The 18562-nt window shown below is 42.5% G+C and carries 16 protein-coding genes; 1 reads left to right on the plus strand and 15 read right to left on the minus strand.

All coding sequences use genetic code 11. The features are described 5' to 3' along the window. Window positions 1-392 precede the first annotated feature (392 nt). The 4 genes from Q7P33_RS13305 to Q7P33_RS13320 form a co-directional block, all read right to left on the minus strand. On the minus strand, window positions 393-5297 hold the full coding sequence (locus Q7P33_RS13305) for an AAA family ATPase (protein WP_303871036.1): 4905 nt from the start codon (window positions 5295-5297) through the stop codon (window positions 393-395). A gap of 15 nt (window positions 5298-5312) precedes the next feature. Further along, window positions 5313-6440, minus strand: a complete 1128-nt coding sequence (locus Q7P33_RS13310; protein WP_303871038.1) for a response regulator — start codon at window positions 6438-6440, stop codon at window positions 5313-5315. A gap of 250 nt (window positions 6441-6690) precedes the next feature. Beyond that, window positions 6691-8535 (minus strand): ABC transporter ATP-binding protein, encoded by a 1845-nt coding sequence (locus Q7P33_RS13315; protein WP_303871040.1) that lies wholly within the window; start codon window positions 8533-8535, stop codon window positions 6691-6693. Window positions 8536-8538: 3 nt separating this feature from the next. Then, entirely contained in the window at window positions 8539-10266 is a 1728-nt protein-coding gene (locus tag Q7P33_RS13320; RefSeq protein ID WP_303871042.1) for an ABC transporter ATP-binding protein, read from the minus strand. Between the two features lie 315 nt (window positions 10267-10581). Between Q7P33_RS13320 and Q7P33_RS13325 the strand changes: the two genes are divergently transcribed. Further along, window positions 10582-11595, plus strand: a complete 1014-nt coding sequence (locus Q7P33_RS13325; RefSeq protein WP_303871044.1) for a hypothetical protein — start codon at window positions 10582-10584, stop codon at window positions 11593-11595. A 181-nt stretch (window positions 11596-11776) separates the two neighbouring features. Here Q7P33_RS13325 and Q7P33_RS13330 read toward each other — a convergent pair whose 3' ends face one another. From Q7P33_RS13330 to larC, 11 genes are all read right to left on the minus strand, one after another. Further along, on the minus strand, window positions 11777-11929 hold the full coding sequence (locus tag Q7P33_RS13330) for a hypothetical protein (RefSeq protein WP_303871046.1): 153 nt from the start codon (window positions 11927-11929) through the stop codon (window positions 11777-11779). 21 nt (window positions 11930-11950) lie between these two features. After that, window positions 11951-12277: a hypothetical protein gene (locus Q7P33_RS13335; RefSeq protein ID WP_303871048.1), complete on the minus strand. Its 327-nt coding sequence runs from the start codon at window positions 12275-12277 to the stop codon at window positions 11951-11953. 205 nt (window positions 12278-12482) lie between these two features. Continuing rightward, window positions 12483-12881 (minus strand): MerR family transcriptional regulator, encoded by a 399-nt coding sequence (locus tag Q7P33_RS13340; protein WP_303871050.1) that lies wholly within the window; start codon window positions 12879-12881, stop codon window positions 12483-12485. Window positions 12882-12928: 47 nt separating this feature from the next. After that, on the minus strand, window positions 12929-13117 hold the full coding sequence (gene dmpI / locus Q7P33_RS13345; protein WP_303871053.1) for a 4-oxalocrotonate tautomerase DmpI: 189 nt from the start codon (window positions 13115-13117) through the stop codon (window positions 12929-12931). Beyond that, window positions 13108-13650: a flavodoxin family protein gene (locus tag Q7P33_RS13350; RefSeq protein WP_303871056.1), complete on the minus strand. Its 543-nt coding sequence runs from the start codon at window positions 13648-13650 to the stop codon at window positions 13108-13110. Before Q7P33_RS13350 ends, dmpI begins: the two co-directional genes overlap by 10 nt. Window positions 13651-13795: 145 nt before the next feature. Continuing rightward, window positions 13796-14212 (minus strand): cupin domain-containing protein, encoded by a 417-nt coding sequence (locus Q7P33_RS13355; RefSeq protein WP_303871058.1) that lies wholly within the window; start codon window positions 14210-14212, stop codon window positions 13796-13798. A gap of 14 nt (window positions 14213-14226) precedes the next feature. Further along, window positions 14227-14562 carry a carboxymuconolactone decarboxylase family protein gene (locus Q7P33_RS13360; RefSeq protein WP_303871059.1) on the minus strand — a complete coding sequence of 112 codons (336 nt, stop codon included), beginning with the start codon at window positions 14560-14562 and terminating at the stop codon, window positions 14227-14229. A gap of 34 nt (window positions 14563-14596) precedes the next feature. Continuing rightward, entirely contained in the window at window positions 14597-15739 is a 1143-nt protein-coding gene (locus Q7P33_RS13365) for an aldo/keto reductase (RefSeq protein ID WP_303871061.1), read from the minus strand. A gap of 119 nt (window positions 15740-15858) precedes the next feature. Continuing rightward, complete coding sequence (locus Q7P33_RS13370; protein ID WP_303871064.1) at window positions 15859-16341, minus strand: flavodoxin; 483 nt, start codon at window positions 16339-16341, stop codon at window positions 15859-15861. A gap of 265 nt (window positions 16342-16606) precedes the next feature. Continuing rightward, window positions 16607-17935 carry an RNA-binding domain-containing protein gene (locus Q7P33_RS13375; protein WP_303871066.1) on the minus strand — a complete coding sequence of 443 codons (1329 nt, stop codon included), beginning with the start codon at window positions 17933-17935 and terminating at the stop codon, window positions 16607-16609. A 277-nt stretch (window positions 17936-18212) separates the two neighbouring features. After that, window positions 18213-18554, minus strand: a complete 342-nt coding sequence (gene larC / locus Q7P33_RS13380; RefSeq protein WP_369693310.1) for a nickel insertion protein — start codon at window positions 18552-18554, stop codon at window positions 18213-18215. Window positions 18555-18562: the final 8 nt, after the last annotated feature.

Here is an 18562-nt window from a genome sequence, read left to right on the forward strand (position 1 = left end):
CCTGCAACATCGGAATTACGAGGATTTTTGTTGATTATTATGTGCGAAGTTTGAGGTGTTTATAATTATCGCCCGTGTTAAGCATTTGAACTTCCTCTTTCCTTGAATGGATCTGCAACGTATGAATCTGATTTCATCACTGTAACTTCCGTTTCGATTAGCTGCGGGGTTTTAATTGGTCAGTTTGTACCGCTGTTCTTAACATGCCCTATTCCTTGTAGCTCTAGTATAGTGTTAAATTTTGAACCGAATTTGAACAACTACTTCTGTTAAATCGTCCACAACACAAAAAGGCTGATCCATTCAATTTATTATTGAACGAACCAACCTTTTGATAAAGCACTTTGCTGCGATTTATTTTTTCAATACGGACTTTTTCGTAAAGCATTACGCTACGAAGATTGAGCCATCCTTGTCATTGGGATCTGTATTACTGCACGGGTTCCTCCTCCAGGCATTCTTTCGACTTCTAATCCATGTCCATACAATCTTACTAATCGCATATTGATATTTTTCAACGCCACCCCCGAGCCTTCGCTCCCATTTTGACACTTTTCTAAGACCTCCTCCGGAATTCCAACACCATCGTCCACAACGCTGATAATAATAGATTCTTCTATGTGATGAACTGAAATTTTAACGGTACCACCATTTTTTTGCGCTGCCAAACCATGTTGTACAGCATTTTCTACCAGGGGCTGAATAACAAGCGGCGGCAGTAGGCATATAATCTGGTCTTCAATATCATAAATAATATTGAGCCGTTTTCCAAATCGGGCTTTCTCAATAAACAGATAGGCCTCCACCAGTTCCAACTCCTTTTGCAGGGTTACCAGTTTATCCCGATTTTTAAAATCAAAGCTGCCCCGCAAAAATGCACTAAGATTTGCCAGTAAATCGCGGGTCATCTGTGGTTCATCCAACGAAAAGGCCGCAATGGTATTAAGAGCATTATAAAGAAAATGAGGCTTGATCTGCGCCTGCAAAAAGGCAATCTCAGATCGCAATAATTCCTCGGTGGAACGATGCAGCTCCTCCTTTGTCGCAATCAAGTTAGAAAACAATTGAACATTTCTGATTGATATTGAAAATTGAGCGGTCAGCAATTGAAGAATCTCAACCTGACTGTCAGTAAATATCGCTTTAGCTAAATTGTTTTCGAGGTATAAGATTCCGGTAATCACCCCCTGATTTTTAATGGGCATCGCAATCAGAGATTTTGTTTGATTTTTTTGAATATAGGCGTCCTGTTGGAACGCCCCCTGTCTGGCTGCGTCGCTAAGTACCACCACTTCGCCAGTGTGAATGCAAAAATTAATCACCGCCTGCGGTATCAGTTCCTCGGCTTCTTTAAGGTTGACCGATTGTAACACTTTGATATCATCTTCACCGGCAAAAAAGGCGGCCTCAATATTCCAGCCGGGTTCATTCTTTAACAGAAGATAGGCTTTCTGAGCCCCTGAATTTTCCACCACTATTTTCATAATTTTTCTTAGCAAATCTGGAAGTTGCACTTCTTTGGCAACCGCCTGATACGCACTGATGACGGCAATCAGGTCAATGTTTTGTCCCGCCACCGTTTCAACAGTTGATAGGTCATTCCCGGGAAGCTTAAGCAAACCATCGTATTTCTCTGCCAGCTGCCGGACTTTTGCCGCTGCGCCCCACCGCTGATAGCCTTGAAAGGCTTCGCTCATAAAGAATGCTGCCTGTCTGTTTCGGCCTTGCCCTAAAAACATTTTGGCGGCCAGTTCATTTGTCAGGGCTTCATCCCGGAGAAAACCATTTCGCGCCGCTGTTTCTGCTGCTACTTCGTAGTATTCAAGGGCTTTATCGATTTTTCCTTCAATCCGGGCCAGTTCAGCTTCCAACAGCAACTGCAAATGCAAAAAATTATCTGGGCAATAGCTTGACCAAGACTTCACATATTTATATTCTTGCTTGAGTCGCTTGAGCGTCTTTCGGCTTGCTTCCCTCTTCATCCCAGCAAGATTCGCCGCTAAAACTAAAAAGTTGCAGACTCGACACTCCACCACATAGGGTGTCCCGGCATGATATTTCAGATACTTATCTGATTCTGCCAGATAGTCCAGCGCTTTGGTATAATCGTCATATAAATAATGAATGTACATCTTTTCTTTATAGTACACCCCGATGGCCGATAACGAATTGGTTTCCCATAAAGTCTTAAGACATTGTTCTTCACTGCCAATAATTCCCATGCCACCATTTTGTTCATGGGTCTGTGGGGATACATCCATCGAAAATTGATGCTCCGTTAAGTCCAGGTAATTGAGCCATCGATTGATAAATAAGAACGACATACTGTAGCCATATTGGTTATTTGTCTGTCTGATCAAGGGTACCTGCTCCATCGCTTTTTGGGTTAATAATTTCAAATCCATGTCTGCCTTGAAGGCATACATAAACGTTCCGGCTAAAACCACTTGATAATGATCACCATACTGCAATGCCGCTTTCATAGCTTTTTTAAACCAATAATCGACATCTTGGAAGGATTCACTCCATGCATAGCCTAAAAAACCGTAGGCAAATAAGACACTGGCTCGATATTTAGCCCGTTCTTCAGTTTCAACCAGCTTTAGCGCTAATTTGTGGAATTGATAGGAGCCTTTCAAATCTCCCAATACCGCCAGCAACACCGCATATCCAGAATAAATCGAAGCCGCTTCCTGACTATTCCCATATTTAAGCGTCAGGTTTAGACTCTTTAACGTTGAGAACAAAAATAAATTAACATTGCCGCCGTTATAGGTCACACTGGTTAACTCACTCATAATCCGGATAATTAGCTTTACTTTATCATTTTGTAGTGGCGCGGCATGCAGGAACTGCTCCGTACTTTTCCCTTGAAGCCGTGCTTTAGCCAGCATTAATTCTTTTATAACCAGAGGCAAGCTTGGTTCAAACGGCAATCGAATCCCCAAGAGTCGTAATCCGAGCACACCATAATAGATCACTTGATCCAGTTGTCCTAAATACCGATATAAAACACTCTGCATCAATCTGATTTCGGCCAGGTCGATAGCTGTTTTGGCATACTTCATCAGGATCTCAATCTGAGCCTCTGCCACCTTGTATTCCTTATTCAAGTAGGCACATTCTGCACAGGTTTTGATTATTTCAAAAGTCAGTTGATAATCCTGACTCCAGGAATTATCTGGCAAAAAACTCATTGCCTTTTCAATGTACTGCCGAGCCAATTGAAAGGACGTGGCCGCCTTGGCCTTTTGGGAAGCCCACAAATTTAATTGCAGCACCATTAATCGTTCTTCACGCTCAGTAATCAAGTCCAACCCTTCATTTAAATGACATACGATTTGAATCGCCTGATCCTTTACCTGATCAGCTGACAGGTTCTGGCGGATACTGTTTGCAATTTTTAAATGGAGCTGCTTTTTTATTTCCAGTGGAGTCAATGCTTCGCAGGCCTGCTGAATGCGGTCATGAGCAAATCTGAATACTCGCTTGTCATCTGTTAGTTTTAATTCGTAGTAATTATATACCGGGATAATAATTTCCCGATCAACCGCTTCCTTCAGATGGTCAAGGATCGCTTCTTCATTCATATTCTGAACCGTCATTAGTAACGTCAAATCAAATGTGGTGCCAATTAAAGCCCCTACTTTTAATAACCCTTGTGTCGGTAGTGGTAATTTCAAAATTTGCCCGATCATAAAGTCAACACTATTATCACTAATTGTAATCTTCTGAATTTCACCCTCATCCCATTCCCACTGATGTTTATCCGTGTCGTAGTAAATGTAATGATCCGTGTACAAATGCAACAACAAACTTCTGACAAAAAACGGGTTCCCCTGAGTTTTCCTGAAAACAATTCCCGCTAAAACGTCTCCTTTCTCCTGATTGCAATGCACGGTATCGGCAATAATCTGAGCAACATATTTCTGGTCCAATGGCTTGACAATCATGGTTGAAACCCGGTCTAGTTTCTGTAATTCACCAAGGGAACAACTCAATGAGTGATCACCCTGAATTTCATTATCCCGGTAACCAATAACTATCATCAAGCTTTCTCCCTCTCCAAAGGTTAGCAGATAGTTAACCAACTCCAAGGAAGCCTGATCGCACCACTGAAAATCATCTAAAAATACCGCCAAGGGCTGTTCTTTTCTCGCAAAGAGTTTAAAAAAGTTGCCCAGCGTTGTTAAAAAGCGGTTTCTGCTTTCTGTCGGCTCCAGTTCCTTTATTTCATCCTGTTCACCAATAATCAACCGAAGCTCCGGCACCAGGTCAATGATCAATTGGCCATTATTATTTAATGCTTCCAACAAATGTTTCTTCCACTGTTCCAGCATCAAATCCGATTCCTGCAAAAGCAAACGAATTAATTCTCTGATAATCTGCGTGAAAACAAAATAGGGGGTGTTCACTTGTAGCTGTTCCGCTTTACCACTGACAAAAAAAACACCGGGTTCAATTGTCGATTGAAATATCTCCTGAACCATGGCTGTCTTTCCCACACCTGCACAACCACCTACCAGAAGAATCTGTGAACCCCTTACCGAAACCTGCTCATAGAGCTGCTGGACTGTTTTTCTTTCTTTCTCCCGGCCATACAATTTTTGCGGGATCTGAAATTTGTTTGACCAATCATCCCGTGCCAGTTCAAAATCTATAACACCCCCCCCAAATCTGATTGCTTCCATACAACGCTTGAGATCACTGATAATCCCTGAAGTACTTTGATAACGTCGCTTCGGTTCCTTTTCCATTAATTTCATGATGATGTTTGAAATAGCCTTTGGGATATCCGGATTGATATAAACTGGCGCTACCGGATTTTTGGCGATATGGCAATGCATCATCCCCAGTATGCTATCAGCCATAAATGGTTTTTGTCCGGTGATTAATTCATACATGATCACACCAAGGGAATAATAGTTCGAGCGATAATCGATGATTCGACCCATTCGTCCCGTCTGTTCCGGTGAAATATAGGTTAGCCAGTATAAATCAGGATATTCTTTTGTGGTAATCGCAACTTCTTTTGACACTTGAACATTTATTGTGGTATCACGATCAAAATCAGGTGTTGCCATAAACATATCCGGAGTCAATGAAGCCAGAATCTGATTTTTTTTGTGACTTTCTTCAATCGCTACGGTCATTTCAATGAATAGCCTTAAAATGGTTACTAATTTGTCCTTTGAAAGTTCCTGCTCCCCATTTCTGATGCTTTTAAATAATTGGTTTTCAAAAATCGGCAATCCTTGGCTACTCTGCCGATGAAAATCATGCTTTTGCTCCTGCATGGTTGTCCCCCATCATCATTTCATTACTTCTTCAAACGCTGAGTAAGGATTAGAAATTAATGTTTCCATATCAATATTTTCCCATGATTCTGCTTCTTTTTTAACATTTTGATAATGTGCTTGGGCCGCTTCTTTATTATTCAGCAAAAAATAAACCGCAATGATTTTTATATGAATCGCCGCACTAAACGGAAAATTTTTCTCCAATTTTTTTAAATAAAGCAACGCCGACTCAAACTTCTGTTTCTGAACTTCGGTTTCAATAATCTTTTCCATGAGTTCAAGATAACGCAGTTCCAATTCAGCCTGCTTTCCTGCTGCCCATAAATATCCATTATGCATTAAATAACCATCCTGATACAAATCTATGGCTTTTTTTTGTTCCTCCAGATTAAGATGTCCCTCTTTAAATTGTTTATACAATGCCAAAAATTCATGATAGTCCCATTTATCAGGCATCCACGCCAGCGAACACTTTCCACCATCTTTGCGGCTACTTTGAATGGTATTACTTAATCCAAAATGATCCAAATCTTTTCGCAATTGATATAACGTCGTATAAAAAATTGACTGCGCCCGATCGGCACCCCGGTCATACCAAAGTTCTTCCATGATACTTTCTTTTGATATTGCATTACCCTGTTGATGAATTAAAAAAGCAAAAAGTTCTTCTGTCTTTGCGGTTCGAAATTGCATCTTTTCACCCTGCTCTGTGACTACCGAAAATCGCCCAAATGAACAAACCGACACATGATGGTACTTTTTATTGCGACCTTGTTCTGACCGTCTCTTTTCATACCGATTCAATGTTTTATTGATTCGCTCTGCTGTTAAAGGTTTTAAAATATAATCAAAGGCCTCAATTTCAAATGCATCTACCGCATAGCTGTCATAGGCGGTAACAAAGACAATTGCCACCTCCGGATTGATTTCGTTGATTCGTCCTGCCAATTCAAGTCCCAGCATCCCCGGCATTTTCATATCAAGAAAGATCAAGTCGACTTCTATCGTCGGCAAACCTTCCATCAGCTCTTCCTGATCTGAGTAAGAGCCACATATTTTTACACCATTGCAGGTTTTTAAAACACTTTCGGCCATTTTCAGGGCCGGCAGCTCATCATCTACAATTATTACTCGAATCATCGATCCATTCTCCCTTAACGTTTTCTCTGTCAATCTTAACATATTCTTTTGTCTTTTATATTAACGTCGAAAAAAGCTGACTCAAAACGGCTTTGTAAGTTTTGCCTCAGCTTTTTCAAAACTAATCTCCACTACCATTGTTTGGATAATGATTGAGCAACCATCCCTCCAGTAGCTAAAATTATTTAAATCACTTTTTTGCTACCTTCCACAACCGCCTGTTATGGATGAACACCGTCTTCAACACGATTTAACCAACCTCTGGCGCCGCTGCAAACTGACTCTCATACATTTGCCGGTAAAAAGTTTCTTCGGCCAGAAGTCCAGCATGCGTTCCCTTTTCAATGATGTCGCCATCTTTCATTACCAGAATCATATCTGCTGTTTTAATGGTTGACAGGCGGTGGGCAATCACGAAGCTGGTTTTTCCCTCCATGATCTGAACCATGGCATTCTGGATTGCCAACTCCGTTCGGGTATCCACACTGGACGTCGCCTCATCAAGAATCAACAGGGTTGGGTTGACGAGCATCACCCGGGCAATGGTTAATAGCTGCATTTCTCCTTGAGACAGGCTTCCATCTTCCCCTGCAATTACTGTGTCATAGCCCTGTGGCAGCGTCCGGATAAAGTGATCGCATCGGGACGCTGCAGCCGCCGCAACAATTTCCTCCCGGGTGGCATCCATTTTGCCATAAGCGATATTCTCGGCAATGGTGCCGTTAAACAGCCAGGTATCCTGAAGGACCATCCCGACAATTTTTCGCAACTGACTCTTCGATAGCTCCCGAATATCGATATCGTCAATTAGAATCCGCCCGCCATTTAATTCATAAAACCGCATCAGCAGATTAACCAGGGTGGTCTTGCCAGCACCGGTTGGCCCGACAATGGCTACCATTTCATTGGGCTTCACCGTCAGACTGACGTCCTTCATCAGCATCTTCTCGGGAAGATAACCAAACTGCACATTCTCAAAGGTCACTGCGCCCTGGGTTTTTGGTAATTCCCTGGCAGCCGGTAGCTCATTAATCTCTTCTTCTTCATCCAATACATCAAAGACCCGCTCTGCCGAGGCCATCGCCGACTGCAAAGAATTGAGAAAATAGGATGCCTGGGTAATGGGCTCTGAAATCTGATTGACATATTGTAAAAACGCCTGCACAACACCAATCGACATCGTATTGTTGACAACCAGAATGCCACCGACAATGGCCGTCATGACAAATCCTAGCTGGGTCAGAAAACGAATAACCGGATAGATGGCAAACATCACAAATTGGGCCTTTTTATTGGCTTCGTATTGCCGCTGGCTGATGTCCTTGACTGTTTCCGTTACTGCTTCCTGCCGATTAAAGGTTTTGACAATGAGGTTGCCGGTAAACAACTCTTCAATTTGGCTATTCAATTCACCCAAAGCGGACTGATTATTTAAAGCCACCTTGAAATTTTTGGCTGAAATCCATTTAGTTGCCACCACACTGATGGACATCGCCAACAAAATCAGTACCGTCAAAAAAGCATTGAGGGACAGCATCACCACAATGCTGATTATAATATTCACCGCACCATTGATAAACTGGAGGAGTCCGGTTTTTAAAACCTCGGCCACCCGATCCAGATCGTTGGTGGTTCTGCTTAATAGATCTCCGGTTTGATGTGAATCAAAATAACGGAGCGGCAGCTTTGTTATTTTTTCACTGATTTTTTGCCGCAGGGAAAGTACCAATTTTTCACCAACACTGGCCATGGTATACTCTTGAACAAATGAGAAACAGGCACTTAACAAATAAGCCGCCGCCAACATCATCAGAGGCACGCCAATGATTTCTGCCAATTCCTCAAAACCCCCACCGGGACCATTGACACGCATGGTATTAATCAGGGCATCGATAGCCCATCCCAAAATCAGCGGCGTCACGGCAAACAGGCCGATGCTCAATAACGTCGACAGGACAATCACTACCACTGCTGCTTTCTGCTCTAAAAGCAGAGCGACTAGTCGCTTGATGGTTTTTTTTGCGTTTTGGGGTGCATCCACCATTTCTGGGTTGATGCTCGGTCGTTCACTTTTTTGTGTATTTTTCGCTTCCATGACTTAGCCCTCCCTTTTTACCTGTGAATCCGCAATTTCCTGATAGATGCTACAGGTATTCATGAGTTCTTCGTGGCGACCGATTCCGGCAATTCTTCCCTCATCCAGCACGATGATCTGGTCAGCATCCATAATGGTACTGATCCGCTGGGCAACCACTACCAGACAGGCATCTTTCATGGCCCGCTTCAGTTCACTTCGCAATGCTGCATCGGTTTGATAATCCAGCGCGGAAAAACTGTCATCAAAAATATAAATCGGCGCTTTCTTCACCAGCGCCCGGGCAATACATAATCGTTGCTTCTGCCCACCAGAAAAATTGGTTCCGCCCTGCGCGACCGGACTCTCATAGCCTGCTTCCAGTGTCGCAATAAAGGCTTCTGCCTGAGCAATTTTACCAGCCTGCATTAATTCTTCATCCGTGGCATCTGGCTTACCAGTCCGTAGATTATCAGCAATGGTTCCACTGAACATAAACGCTTTTTGTGGTACATAACTGATGCAATCGCGCAGCGCGTGCTGGGTCATCTTTTTGATGTCGTTTCCTGCTACAAAAATTTCTCCGTCTTGTATGTCGTAGAGACGCAGCATCAACGCTGCAATGGTGCTTTTACCAGACCCCGTCCCACCAATAATGGCTGTGGTTTTTCCGGCTTCACAACTAAAATTAAGATTTTTTAGAACTGGCTGCTCGGCTCCCTGATAGGAAAAACTGACGTTTTTAAAGACAATTTGATTGTTCTCATGAACGTTCGGCTGTTCTCCGGCTTCCGTACGATCAGAAATTTCCAGTTCTGTCTCCAATACCTCACTGATCCGCTCCAAACAGGCGATCATCCGGGGCACCATCACGATAACCATCGCCGACATCATCAAAAACATCAGGATAATAATCGTATATTGCATCACCGCCATAATGCTGCCAATCTGAGTGGTTTCCTGAAGCACCAGATATCCACCAAACCATGCTACCGCTACCATGGTAATCCCCATAATTGCCCATACCATGGGATTAAATACTGCAAAAAGCTTATTTAAATGAATCACGTTGTCCGCATAAGCCACAAAGGTATCGTCCGAGCGTTTCTGCTCATAGCTGGTGTTGTCAAAAGCCCGGATCACCCGTACACCCACGATGGATTCCCGAACTACCCGATTGACCCGGTCTACCCGTAATTGGATCGTTCTTGAAACCGGACTTGCTTTTTTAAAAAGAACCAAAATTAAAATCAGAAAAACCACCATTGCCGCCAAAGGGATATAAATCAGCTCGATGCTGACCATTGCGGTCATCATCACTGCCGCCATAGCGATAAGCGGCGTTGGCAGGATCAACTGGGTAATCATGATCATGGTCTGCTGAATAATGGTAATGTCTCCAGTTGCCCGGGTGATCAGGGACGCTGTTCCGAATTGATTAAACTCCCTGATCGACAACCGCTGGGTTTTATCAAAAATCAGCTCCCGCATGTGTTTACCGGTTAGTGATGCCAGATCAGCGCACAAATAACTGCTCCAAAGTGAAATCAGCGTCGTGATTCCTGCCGCTGCCAACATCTCCAAACCAATCCAAAGGATGCTATCAATGTCTTTTTCCATGATACCCACGTTTATGATTTGAGCCACAAAAAACGGCACCAATAGGATTCCGAAAACCTGTATCAGGGTTACCAGAAAAATGACCCCAAGCATCCCTTTTTTGCTTTTTAGAAATGTGATTAAATGGTTCATCTGCAAACTCCTCTCTTTCTACCTCTTTCCTTTGCAACTACACGGCTTTTTTTACAATTACTTAAGTAATTCTACCCATTATTTTTTATTATAGTTATTCAGTTTGAACCGAATTTGAACAAAAACTGCGGTCACTGCTACCAAAAAGACTAAAAATCCGATCCATTCGCTTTTTTCCCGAATTCCCCCCCCTTGTGGCAAACCCATTTTGTTATATAAAGCATTAATTTTGTTTATCTGAAGAAAATTATATTATTCAAGACCAGATGGCGTTATAATATTTTACAATAATTTGTTTCATAAGGAGGTGTCCCCATGAGCAAAGTAAAAGAAACACGTCTTCCCTACCTGAACAACACCTCGATTATTCTGATCACAGTGGCAATCAATCTTGTCATCTTTTTGGTAACCGGCTGGGGCCGTTCATTCGACTTGACCTTCATTCTCATCGATGGTGCCATCTGCGGTATTGTGACTGCTCTACTTGATGTCTTTTGGGTTCATCACTATGTTGACCTCGCAAAAAAAAATCGGGCCCTGCCAACCAACCTGCCAGTCAGCCGGTTTATGATGCAGTTGCCCAAGAATACTTACCTCTTTGCCCTATTGTGCGCTCTTTTAGGGGGACTTCTGACACCCTTGTTTAACAGTATCATCTTCAACTACTATGCGTTTGACGTGCTTTTCTTTGCTCAGATGCTTGTCTTAAAATTGATTTATTCCTACTTTCTCAGTGCCAAAATAGTGGAAGTGGCAATCTTACGCTTTGTTCAGCCGGATCTAACCGATCAGATCGTCAATCGGGAGGAAATCACGGTAACACCTTACAGACACTCGGCACCGCGCGTTACGTATTTTCAACAATTATTCAATAATTGGATGACCGACTTCGGCTTAAATATGTTTCGCGGGCTGATTATCGGCACCACCATTGTTACCAGTAATAATTATGTCCTGATCGCACCTACCCTGCTACGCAGTGTGGATACCACCGGTTTTATCTCCGGAATCATTGTTACCTTCATGACCGTGCCTTCCATATCTAAGGAAATTATTTATTCCATTGACTCCGGAAAGACCAAACCGCTGAAAGAAGTAAATCCCTATGTCGCCTGGCTACCCAAAAACCGCTGGTTACTGACCTTCTTTCTTTGTCTGCCGATCATTGTTCTGACCACCGTCGTCTATTATGTGGTAATGAGCTTTTTCGGATTTGAATCCCTGAGTTTTTTTCAGTTTTTCTTTATCCGCATTGCTTACACAACCATGTTGGTGAAGGTGCTGGTTCCCCTGATTATTTTTCGCTACCGACAGCCCGATGCTGTTTAAGCTGGGCCAAAGCGGCACTCCAGAAATTTTTTATGCATGTAAGTATTTGTGTTTAGATGACACTTATCAGTTTTTTACGCAAATCAAAAAAGAATGCGCAAATATTTAGTTGCTCACATTCTTTTTGACTAACAGACGATCAACTGCCTTTTTAAATTCCTAGCTATAACGTTTTTTATTTTCAGACGCTTTCCGTATCCACTCGACCGTCTGTAATCTGATGCCATCTTACCATTACCAGTCTGGCCAGAGGCTGAGCAATCAATGCTTCCACGGCAAATGAAATCGCAAAGTTGCGGGGCCATTTATAAAAAAATAGGGTAATTGGCTCCATGCTCACCTGCCGATTACCAATTCAGGTGCCGATAATGGTCAGAAAGATTGACATCAAAAACACACTGCATAAAATATTCACCACCATATGAGCTGAAAAACTGTCATCTTTTGCAACAATTTTGCCTGTCAACCAGCTGGCCGGTTTGTAGGTGAGTAAAACCAATACAATAACAGTTAACCAGATAAAAGGCATTATTTTGATCGCCTCCGCCCACACATCCATCCGAAAGCCAAGCTCAAAACAGGTAATTAGTGGGGCAATGATGTTCACCGAGATGACTGAGATCACCGTCATAAACAAGGCAAATTCTTTTTTGCTCCGGGGCAGTTTCATGTAAAAATCCATAATCCATTTCCTCATTTCTTAATTTTTGAAATCCAGGCAAAAAAATAAGCGCAAGACCAAAGTTGATCTCACGCTGAACCATTATACGCGCTAAAATTTCAATATTTGTATTATAACTGAAATGCAAAACTTTTGTAAGGGAAATTTTATTTTTCTTACAAAAGCTACTTGCAATCAGCAGAATACCTGTTAACAACAATCACCGTCAATGCTGGCGTTCTTTCCAGGCGTTGACCATGTCCATCGTAATCGGTTCACATTTCCGTTCGTAGGTATCCAGTTTATAGTTGATGACATCCAAACTTTCCTGAATTTCAGCCATTTTCTTCTCGAGATCGTTCTTGGCATCCAGCAGGATCTCTTTTCGGGCCGGTTTAGTGGCTTCGCCCTGCAGGGCCAGCTGAATATATTCGCGAATCGCCTCCAACGCCATGCCGCCACGTTTAAAACGCATCGCAAAATCAATCCAGTGCAGTGACATCTCATCATAATCCCTCATCCCAGAGGCATTTCTGGGGATTTCCGGGAACAAGCCAATCCGCTCGTAATACCGCAGATTATCGACCGAAATGCCGGTTCTTTCAGCGGCTTCTTTAATCGTCATTAGGTTGCCTCCTTTCGCCAGGCTTTTTTACAGTATACCTCCGTTTCCTAAGATTTTCTTTCAGATAAAAGTTCACCGCCAAATCCGATATTGTCCATTTCATTTTCCTTCAGTAAAACGATGAAGGCCTGCTCCGGTACTTGCATCACTTTTGCTGCAGTATCAGTCAATTCCTTAACCAATTGTCTTTTTTGATCGGTGTTCAGCTTTCCGGCTTCTAATGTAATCACTGGCATAAGTTTTTTCCCATTTCAAAAGCCTGCTGAGGATAAGCGGTTTGTTCCAACACCTCTCGGGTCGGGCAGCCAGCTGCCCGTAACTTTCCGGCATCTTCCCAATTCAGAAAGCGCAGCATCGATTCATACATTGTCTCCAGCCCTTCCATCGCCCAGTCATCAGCGATATACGATGCCACCAGGAGCATCGCTTTTTTACTGCCGGCGATTTTGGCATTGCTGGCGTGGAAGCGGTCAATAACTGCTTTAATCTGGGCTGACATTCCAAAATAGTAAAGCGGAGTCACAAAGACAATCAGCTCAGTTTCGATCAGTTGCTTACTCAAGTCATTCATCGTATCCTTATGAACGCATTCCCCATCATGGCTGGCGCAATACTCACAGGCCAAGCAGGGTTTAACATTTTCGAAAGCGGTGTCAAAACGCAATACCTCATGCCCAGTTTCTTTGGCTCCGGCAATAAATTTTTCAGCTAATAAGGCGGTTGTTCCTTTTTTATGGGGACTTCCTGTAATCACGGTTAATTTCATCATTTTTCTCCTGTTTGTTATAATATTTAATCTCTGCCTTCACTATAAACCCTTAACTCAACTTCAGGTCAAGACAATTTTTAACTTTTTTTATCATTAAAAAAGACCATCAATCCGGGAATTTAATCCCCAATTGATGGTCTTATTTTCACTTCATTTTCAGTTTGTTATACGCTTCATCCAATACCGGCTCCAGCCATTCATTACTGGCCCCTTCTTTGGGAACCGCCAATGAAAGATGGGCAAACGCTTCATCTTTTACCGCTCCATGCCAGTGCTTGAGACCAGGGGCGATGTAGACCACGTCTCCGCTTTTTAGAAGCCGTGCTTCCTGCCCCTCTTCCTGATACCAGCCATGGCCGCCGACACAAATCAGTATCTGCCCGCCTACATGGTGGATGTGCCAGTTGTTGCGACATCCCGGTTCAAAGGTGACATTATAAATCCCCACCTCTTTGTCATTTAGGAGGCTTAAATAACTCTTACCAATAAAATAGGGGGCAAAAGCCAGGTTTTCCTCACCTAATGCAAAATCCGATACTTTTTCGAGTTCTTTTTTTTCCATATTGATGCTCCTTATTATTCTGCCAATGGCATTGTTTCATAGACTTCTTTGGCCAAGGCAAAGGTCGCCCAGGCGTTAGGCCAGCCGACATAAAAAGCCAGATGGGTAATCATCTCGGCAATTTCCTCAGCGGTCACCCCATGGTTTTTGGCATTACTGATATGATATTTCAGAGAATTGTCAAAAATCCCTTTAGTCATCAGGGCGGTCACCGTAATCATGCTGCGATCTCGTGCCGACAACTTGTCTTCCCGTGACCAAACTTCTCCAAAGAGGACATCATCATTGAGTTCGGCAAATTTCGGCGCAAACTCGCCAAGGGCATCCCGCCCAGCTGTCTGTTTTTTCATTTTCTTCCTCTTTCTTTTATCAAAACCACAATTATCAACCCCAGGCTGGCCCTTCATCGAGCATTTTCTGGAAATCCTTCAGGGCTGCCGGAATATCGATATTCTGAGGGCAGACCCGCTTACACTTACCGCATTCAATACAGGCACTTGGGCGCTTTTCTTCCGGCATTCCGGCAATGGCCATCGGGGCAATGAATCCCGGCTGAAATTTATGATCATTGTAATGATGCAAAAGGGTCGGGATATCCAGTTCTTTCGGACATTCCGAACAGCAGTATTTACAGGCCGTACAGGGGAGCATCGTCAGCATACTGTCGCGGATTTCTTCAACCACGGCGATTTCTTTTTCAGTCAAGGGTTTTGAGTCTTCAAACGTTTTAAGATTATCCCTTACTTGCTCAATGTTTGACATCCCCGAAAGAATCATCTTGATGCCGGAAAGTCCCTGTAGAAAGCGAAATGCCCAAGCAGCCGTGCTTTCATCCGGTCGCAATTCACGCAGCTTGCTGGTGTTTTCTTCGGAAAAACTGGCCAGTGCGCCACCCCGCACAGGTTCCATCACCCAGATCGGAATGTTTTTTTCGACCAGCATTTCATAAATTTCATTGGCCTTCTGTAATTTCCAGTCCAGATAATTGAGCTGAATCTGACAGAATTCCATGTGTTCACCGTAGCGCTCAAGAAATCGCTCAATGGTTGGTTTGAGTCCGTGGGTTGAGAAACCCAAATGTTTAATGCGGCCATTTTTCTTCTGTTCAATCAGATACTCGACAATGCTCCAGCGCTCATCAAAATACACCTCGATGTTTCGTTCGTAAACATTGTGGATCAGATAGAAATCAAAATAGTCAACCCCACATTTCTCCAATTGTTCTTCAAACTGAGCTTTGGCATCCCAGCTTTCCCGAACCTCATAGCCGGGAAATTTGCTGGCCAGGTAAAAACTGTCCCGAGGATAATTTTTAAGAATCTTTCCCAATGAGGTTTCGGATGCTCCACCATGATAACCATAAGCAGTATCAAAATAGTTCACCCCGTTTTTGATGGCCAGATCAACCATCTTCGCCGCCTTTTCCTCATCAACTGGGGCAAAAAAGCCTTCTCCAATGGTTGGCAATCGCATTCCCCCAAACCCCAGAGCCGATAGTTTTTTGTCTTTAAAATCCTGATAAATCATTGATTCCTCCTCTTAAAATTTTCATTGTTAATCAGTTCAAATTCGGTATCACATGCCGATAAAACTGTCAATCGACTTAACTTGACAAACTTTTTATATTAGTAGTAAATCTTGTCTCGTTACAAGGAAAGACGATTTTCCCATACAACTAACTCAGCCTTTGACATGTGCTTATTCAGCAAGCCGCCTTCTTTAATGCCCGCGGTATTTGATACACTGCCTTTGAGATTCGCAACAGTCTTACCAAAACCACTCCCACCTGAGGTAGCAAAAAACACAATGGTTTTACCTGAAAAATCATAGGCTTCCAGAAAGGCATTGATAATCGTTGGTGCGAGATACCACCAGATCGGAAAGCCAATGAAAATAACGTCATACTTTTCGACGTCAGCATTTTTGTCAGCAAGCTCTGGTCGTGAGGTTGGATCGTTCATCTCAAGGGTACTGCGACTCTTTTTGTCATTCCAGTTTAAATCAGCTGGCGTATATAAAACCGCCGGTTTGATTTGATAAAGATCGGCTTCAACAGCCTCTACCAGATTTTTGGCAACCTGTGCGGTTACACCGCTAGCCGAAAAATAAGCCACTAATTTTTTACTCATTTTAATTCCTCCAAAATTTTACGCCAATGCTTCGGCGACTTTCTCCAGTTCTTTAATAATCTCAATGTGCTGCGGGCAAACCTTTTCGCATTCGCCACATTTGATTTTTTTATTGGTATCTTAACCATAGCACTTGAAGTCCACTCCAAGTCAAGTGCAACACCTTGTTTCTTAAAAATATTTTTTATTTTTTAAGAAACAAAAACCATCGCAACGCTTTATGGTTAAGCTTCACGATGGTTTGACTGTTTCGTCGCTTCAGTTTTTAATTGAATGCTCTCAGTTTATAGGCCGTTGACCGGCCACTGCCTACTTGAATCAAAAGATGGTACGCCTTTAACTGATTCAGAATTTCATTTGTCTGAGATTTTCGCAAATCCAGTTCCTGTTCAATTTCACGTCGTGTCATAATGTCATTCTTTTTAAGTAATTGAACAATCTTCTGCTCATTGAGCGTTAATTGATCCATGTATTTATTTTTAAGCAAATCGCCCTGACTCTTCTTATCAACGTTGGGAAGCATCACCGAAATTGAATTTTCATAAATTCGGAAAACCGGCTCGACGGGATAATTTTGATAATACTCCTTGATCCGTCGGATTCCTGTTGCCAATTTTTCGATGATATGCAATCTTAAAAAGATATCGGCAATAATTCGGTTTCTTGGAACGGAAATCCTCCCGGAAAGATATTCTTCCTCGTTGATGCCAATGGGCAAACCTCCCGGAGATATAATTTCGATACGATCCGCAAATATTTCAATTCTCGATTCAGTATTTTTTGAATAATCCCGGTGTACAATAAGATTTGCCAGCGCTTCACGATAAGCGACTAGAGGAACCGCAGCCCGTGTTTCCCGATAAGCACCTTCAATAATCTCAGACTGATTGATGTGCTTGTGGTAAAAGTCAATACCTTCATCAAAATGTTGCAGAATGGATTGATTGGTAAGCGTTTGTCGATCCTTTATTTCTGAGACCCCTGTTCCGTTATATGCAATCAGTTGGAGTGTTGAATATTTAATCGGATTGTTATCAGATAAAAGCGCTGCTGCATTATTATATTGATCTTTTACCTTCAGTTCCAATGTAATCAAAAGATCTTCTGTAATATTTCTTAAATTTAATCGTTTTTTCAGTTGTCTGTTTAAAACTGAAAAAGAAAGATCCTGATCTTGAGACTTCATCATTTCAAAAGTTAAATTTTTTCCATACAGAATCAACTCTTCAAAAGCACTCCGATCAACAGGCACACTGGATGTATCAAGTCTTTTATAAGCTTTTTTATCATAAAGGTAGGGTGTGTTTTCGCCTTTATAAACACGAATCAAGATCACATCTTTCCCTTCATGTGTTTCGACTGCTATTTCATAATAAGGCCTCGGGTCAATCGCATCATTGATTGTGTTTTCTAAATTAAGGCGCATCTGATCGGCATTTTTAACACCGACAAGTTGCCGATTATCATCAATTCCGATCAGGATAATGCCGTCATGATAGTTTGCAAACGCACTGACTGTTTTTAACAGCGTTTTTGTATAGTCCGCTTTGAATTCAACATATTTGTTTTCACCAGGTAAGATCAGAGCATTCATTTTCTCTCCTTTCGCCCGGTTTTCCGGTCGATTTTTTTTCTTCCGATCCAGTTTATCACTTTCTCACCAAACAAGCAATTCTATCCGAAGATTTTTGGGATTATTTATCGCAAACTCTGATTTCATACGCACATTTTCCCAAATAAATCGGTCGTAAAAAACGAAATCGACCGATTTTAACGGTCGATTTCGTTTCTTCCGGTAAGTTATAATATAATGTGAGAAATTTGATACTTGTTCGAGCTCTTTTTTCCTACTCAACTTCAGAAAATTTCAATCAATTTCCAAAAACCCTCACAGCCTGTTTCATTTTATCGATGATGGGCACGCCACAGATTACATTTAGCAGATAAGCAGCAACGGTCACAATATCGGCGATGGAATCTACCGCACCTACCTCATGAAAATGCACCTGCTCCATTTCGACCCCATGAGCTTTGGCTTCGGCATCAGAAAGAATTGAAAAGATCCGAATCGCCAGTGCTTTGGCGTGATCGGTGATCTGAGCCTGGTTGATGATCTCAATGATTTCGGACAAACACCGATGGTCATGGGAATGGGACTTTTTTTTTCGGCTGGTGGTGATGATTCCCATGAAGATAAGCCATATAGTGATCATGGTTGTCC

The sequence above is a fragment of the Acetobacterium wieringae genome (assembly GCF_026646375.1).
GTDB lineage: Bacteria > Bacillota > Clostridia > Eubacteriales > Eubacteriaceae > Acetobacterium > Acetobacterium wieringae_A.

Excerpts from the sequence above, each read along its gene's own strand:
- Q7P33_RS13350 (WP_303871056.1), bottom strand. The coding sequence starts at position 13,650 with ATGATGAAATTAACCGTGATTACAGGAAGTCCCCATAAAAAAGGAACA.
- Q7P33_RS13310 (WP_303871038.1), bottom strand. The coding sequence starts at position 6,440 with ATGATTCGAGTAATAATTGTAGATGATGAGCTGCCGGCCCTGAAAATG.
- Q7P33_RS13315 (WP_303871040.1), bottom strand. The coding sequence starts at position 8,535 with ATGGAAGCGAAAAATACACAAAAAAGTGAACGACCGAGCATCAACCCA.
- Q7P33_RS13375 (WP_303871066.1), bottom strand. The coding sequence starts at position 17,935 with ATGAATGCTCTGATCTTACCTGGTGAAAACAAATATGTTGAATTCAAA.
- Q7P33_RS13335 (WP_303871048.1), bottom strand. The coding sequence starts at position 12,277 with ATGGATTTTTACATGAAACTGCCCCGGAGCAAAAAAGAATTTGCCTTG.
- Q7P33_RS13340 (WP_303871050.1), bottom strand. The coding sequence starts at position 12,881 with ATGACGATTAAAGAAGCCGCTGAAAGAACCGGCATTTCGGTCGATAAT.
- Q7P33_RS13355 (WP_303871058.1), bottom strand. The coding sequence starts at position 14,212 with ATGGAAAAAAAAGAACTCGAAAAAGTATCGGATTTTGCATTAGGTGAG.
- Q7P33_RS13305 (WP_303871036.1), bottom strand. The coding sequence starts at position 5,297 with ATGCAGGAGCAAAAGCATGATTTTCATCGGCAGAGTAGCCAAGGATTG.
- Q7P33_RS13330 (WP_303871046.1), bottom strand. The coding sequence starts at position 11,929 with ATGGAGCCAATTACCCTATTTTTTTATAAATGGCCCCGCAACTTTGCG.
- dmpI (WP_303871053.1), bottom strand. The coding sequence starts at position 13,117 with ATGCCAGTGATTACATTAGAAGCCGGAAAGCTGAACACCGATCAAAAA.
- Q7P33_RS13320 (WP_303871042.1), bottom strand. The coding sequence starts at position 10,266 with ATGAACCATTTAATCACATTTCTAAAAAGCAAAAAAGGGATGCTTGGG.
- larC (WP_369693310.1), bottom strand. The coding sequence starts at position 18,554 with ATGATCACTATATGGCTTATCTTCATGGGAATCATCACCACCAGCCGA.
- Q7P33_RS13370 (WP_303871064.1), bottom strand. The coding sequence starts at position 16,341 with ATGAGTAAAAAATTAGTGGCTTATTTTTCGGCTAGCGGTGTAACCGCA.
- Q7P33_RS13325 (WP_303871044.1), top strand. The coding sequence starts at position 10,582 with ATGAGCAAAGTAAAAGAAACACGTCTTCCCTACCTGAACAACACCTCG.
- Q7P33_RS13365 (WP_303871061.1), bottom strand. The coding sequence starts at position 15,739 with ATGATTTATCAGGATTTTAAAGACAAAAAACTATCGGCTCTGGGGTTT.
- Q7P33_RS13360 (WP_303871059.1), bottom strand. The coding sequence starts at position 14,562 with ATGAAAAAACAGACAGCTGGGCGGGATGCCCTTGGCGAGTTTGCGCCG.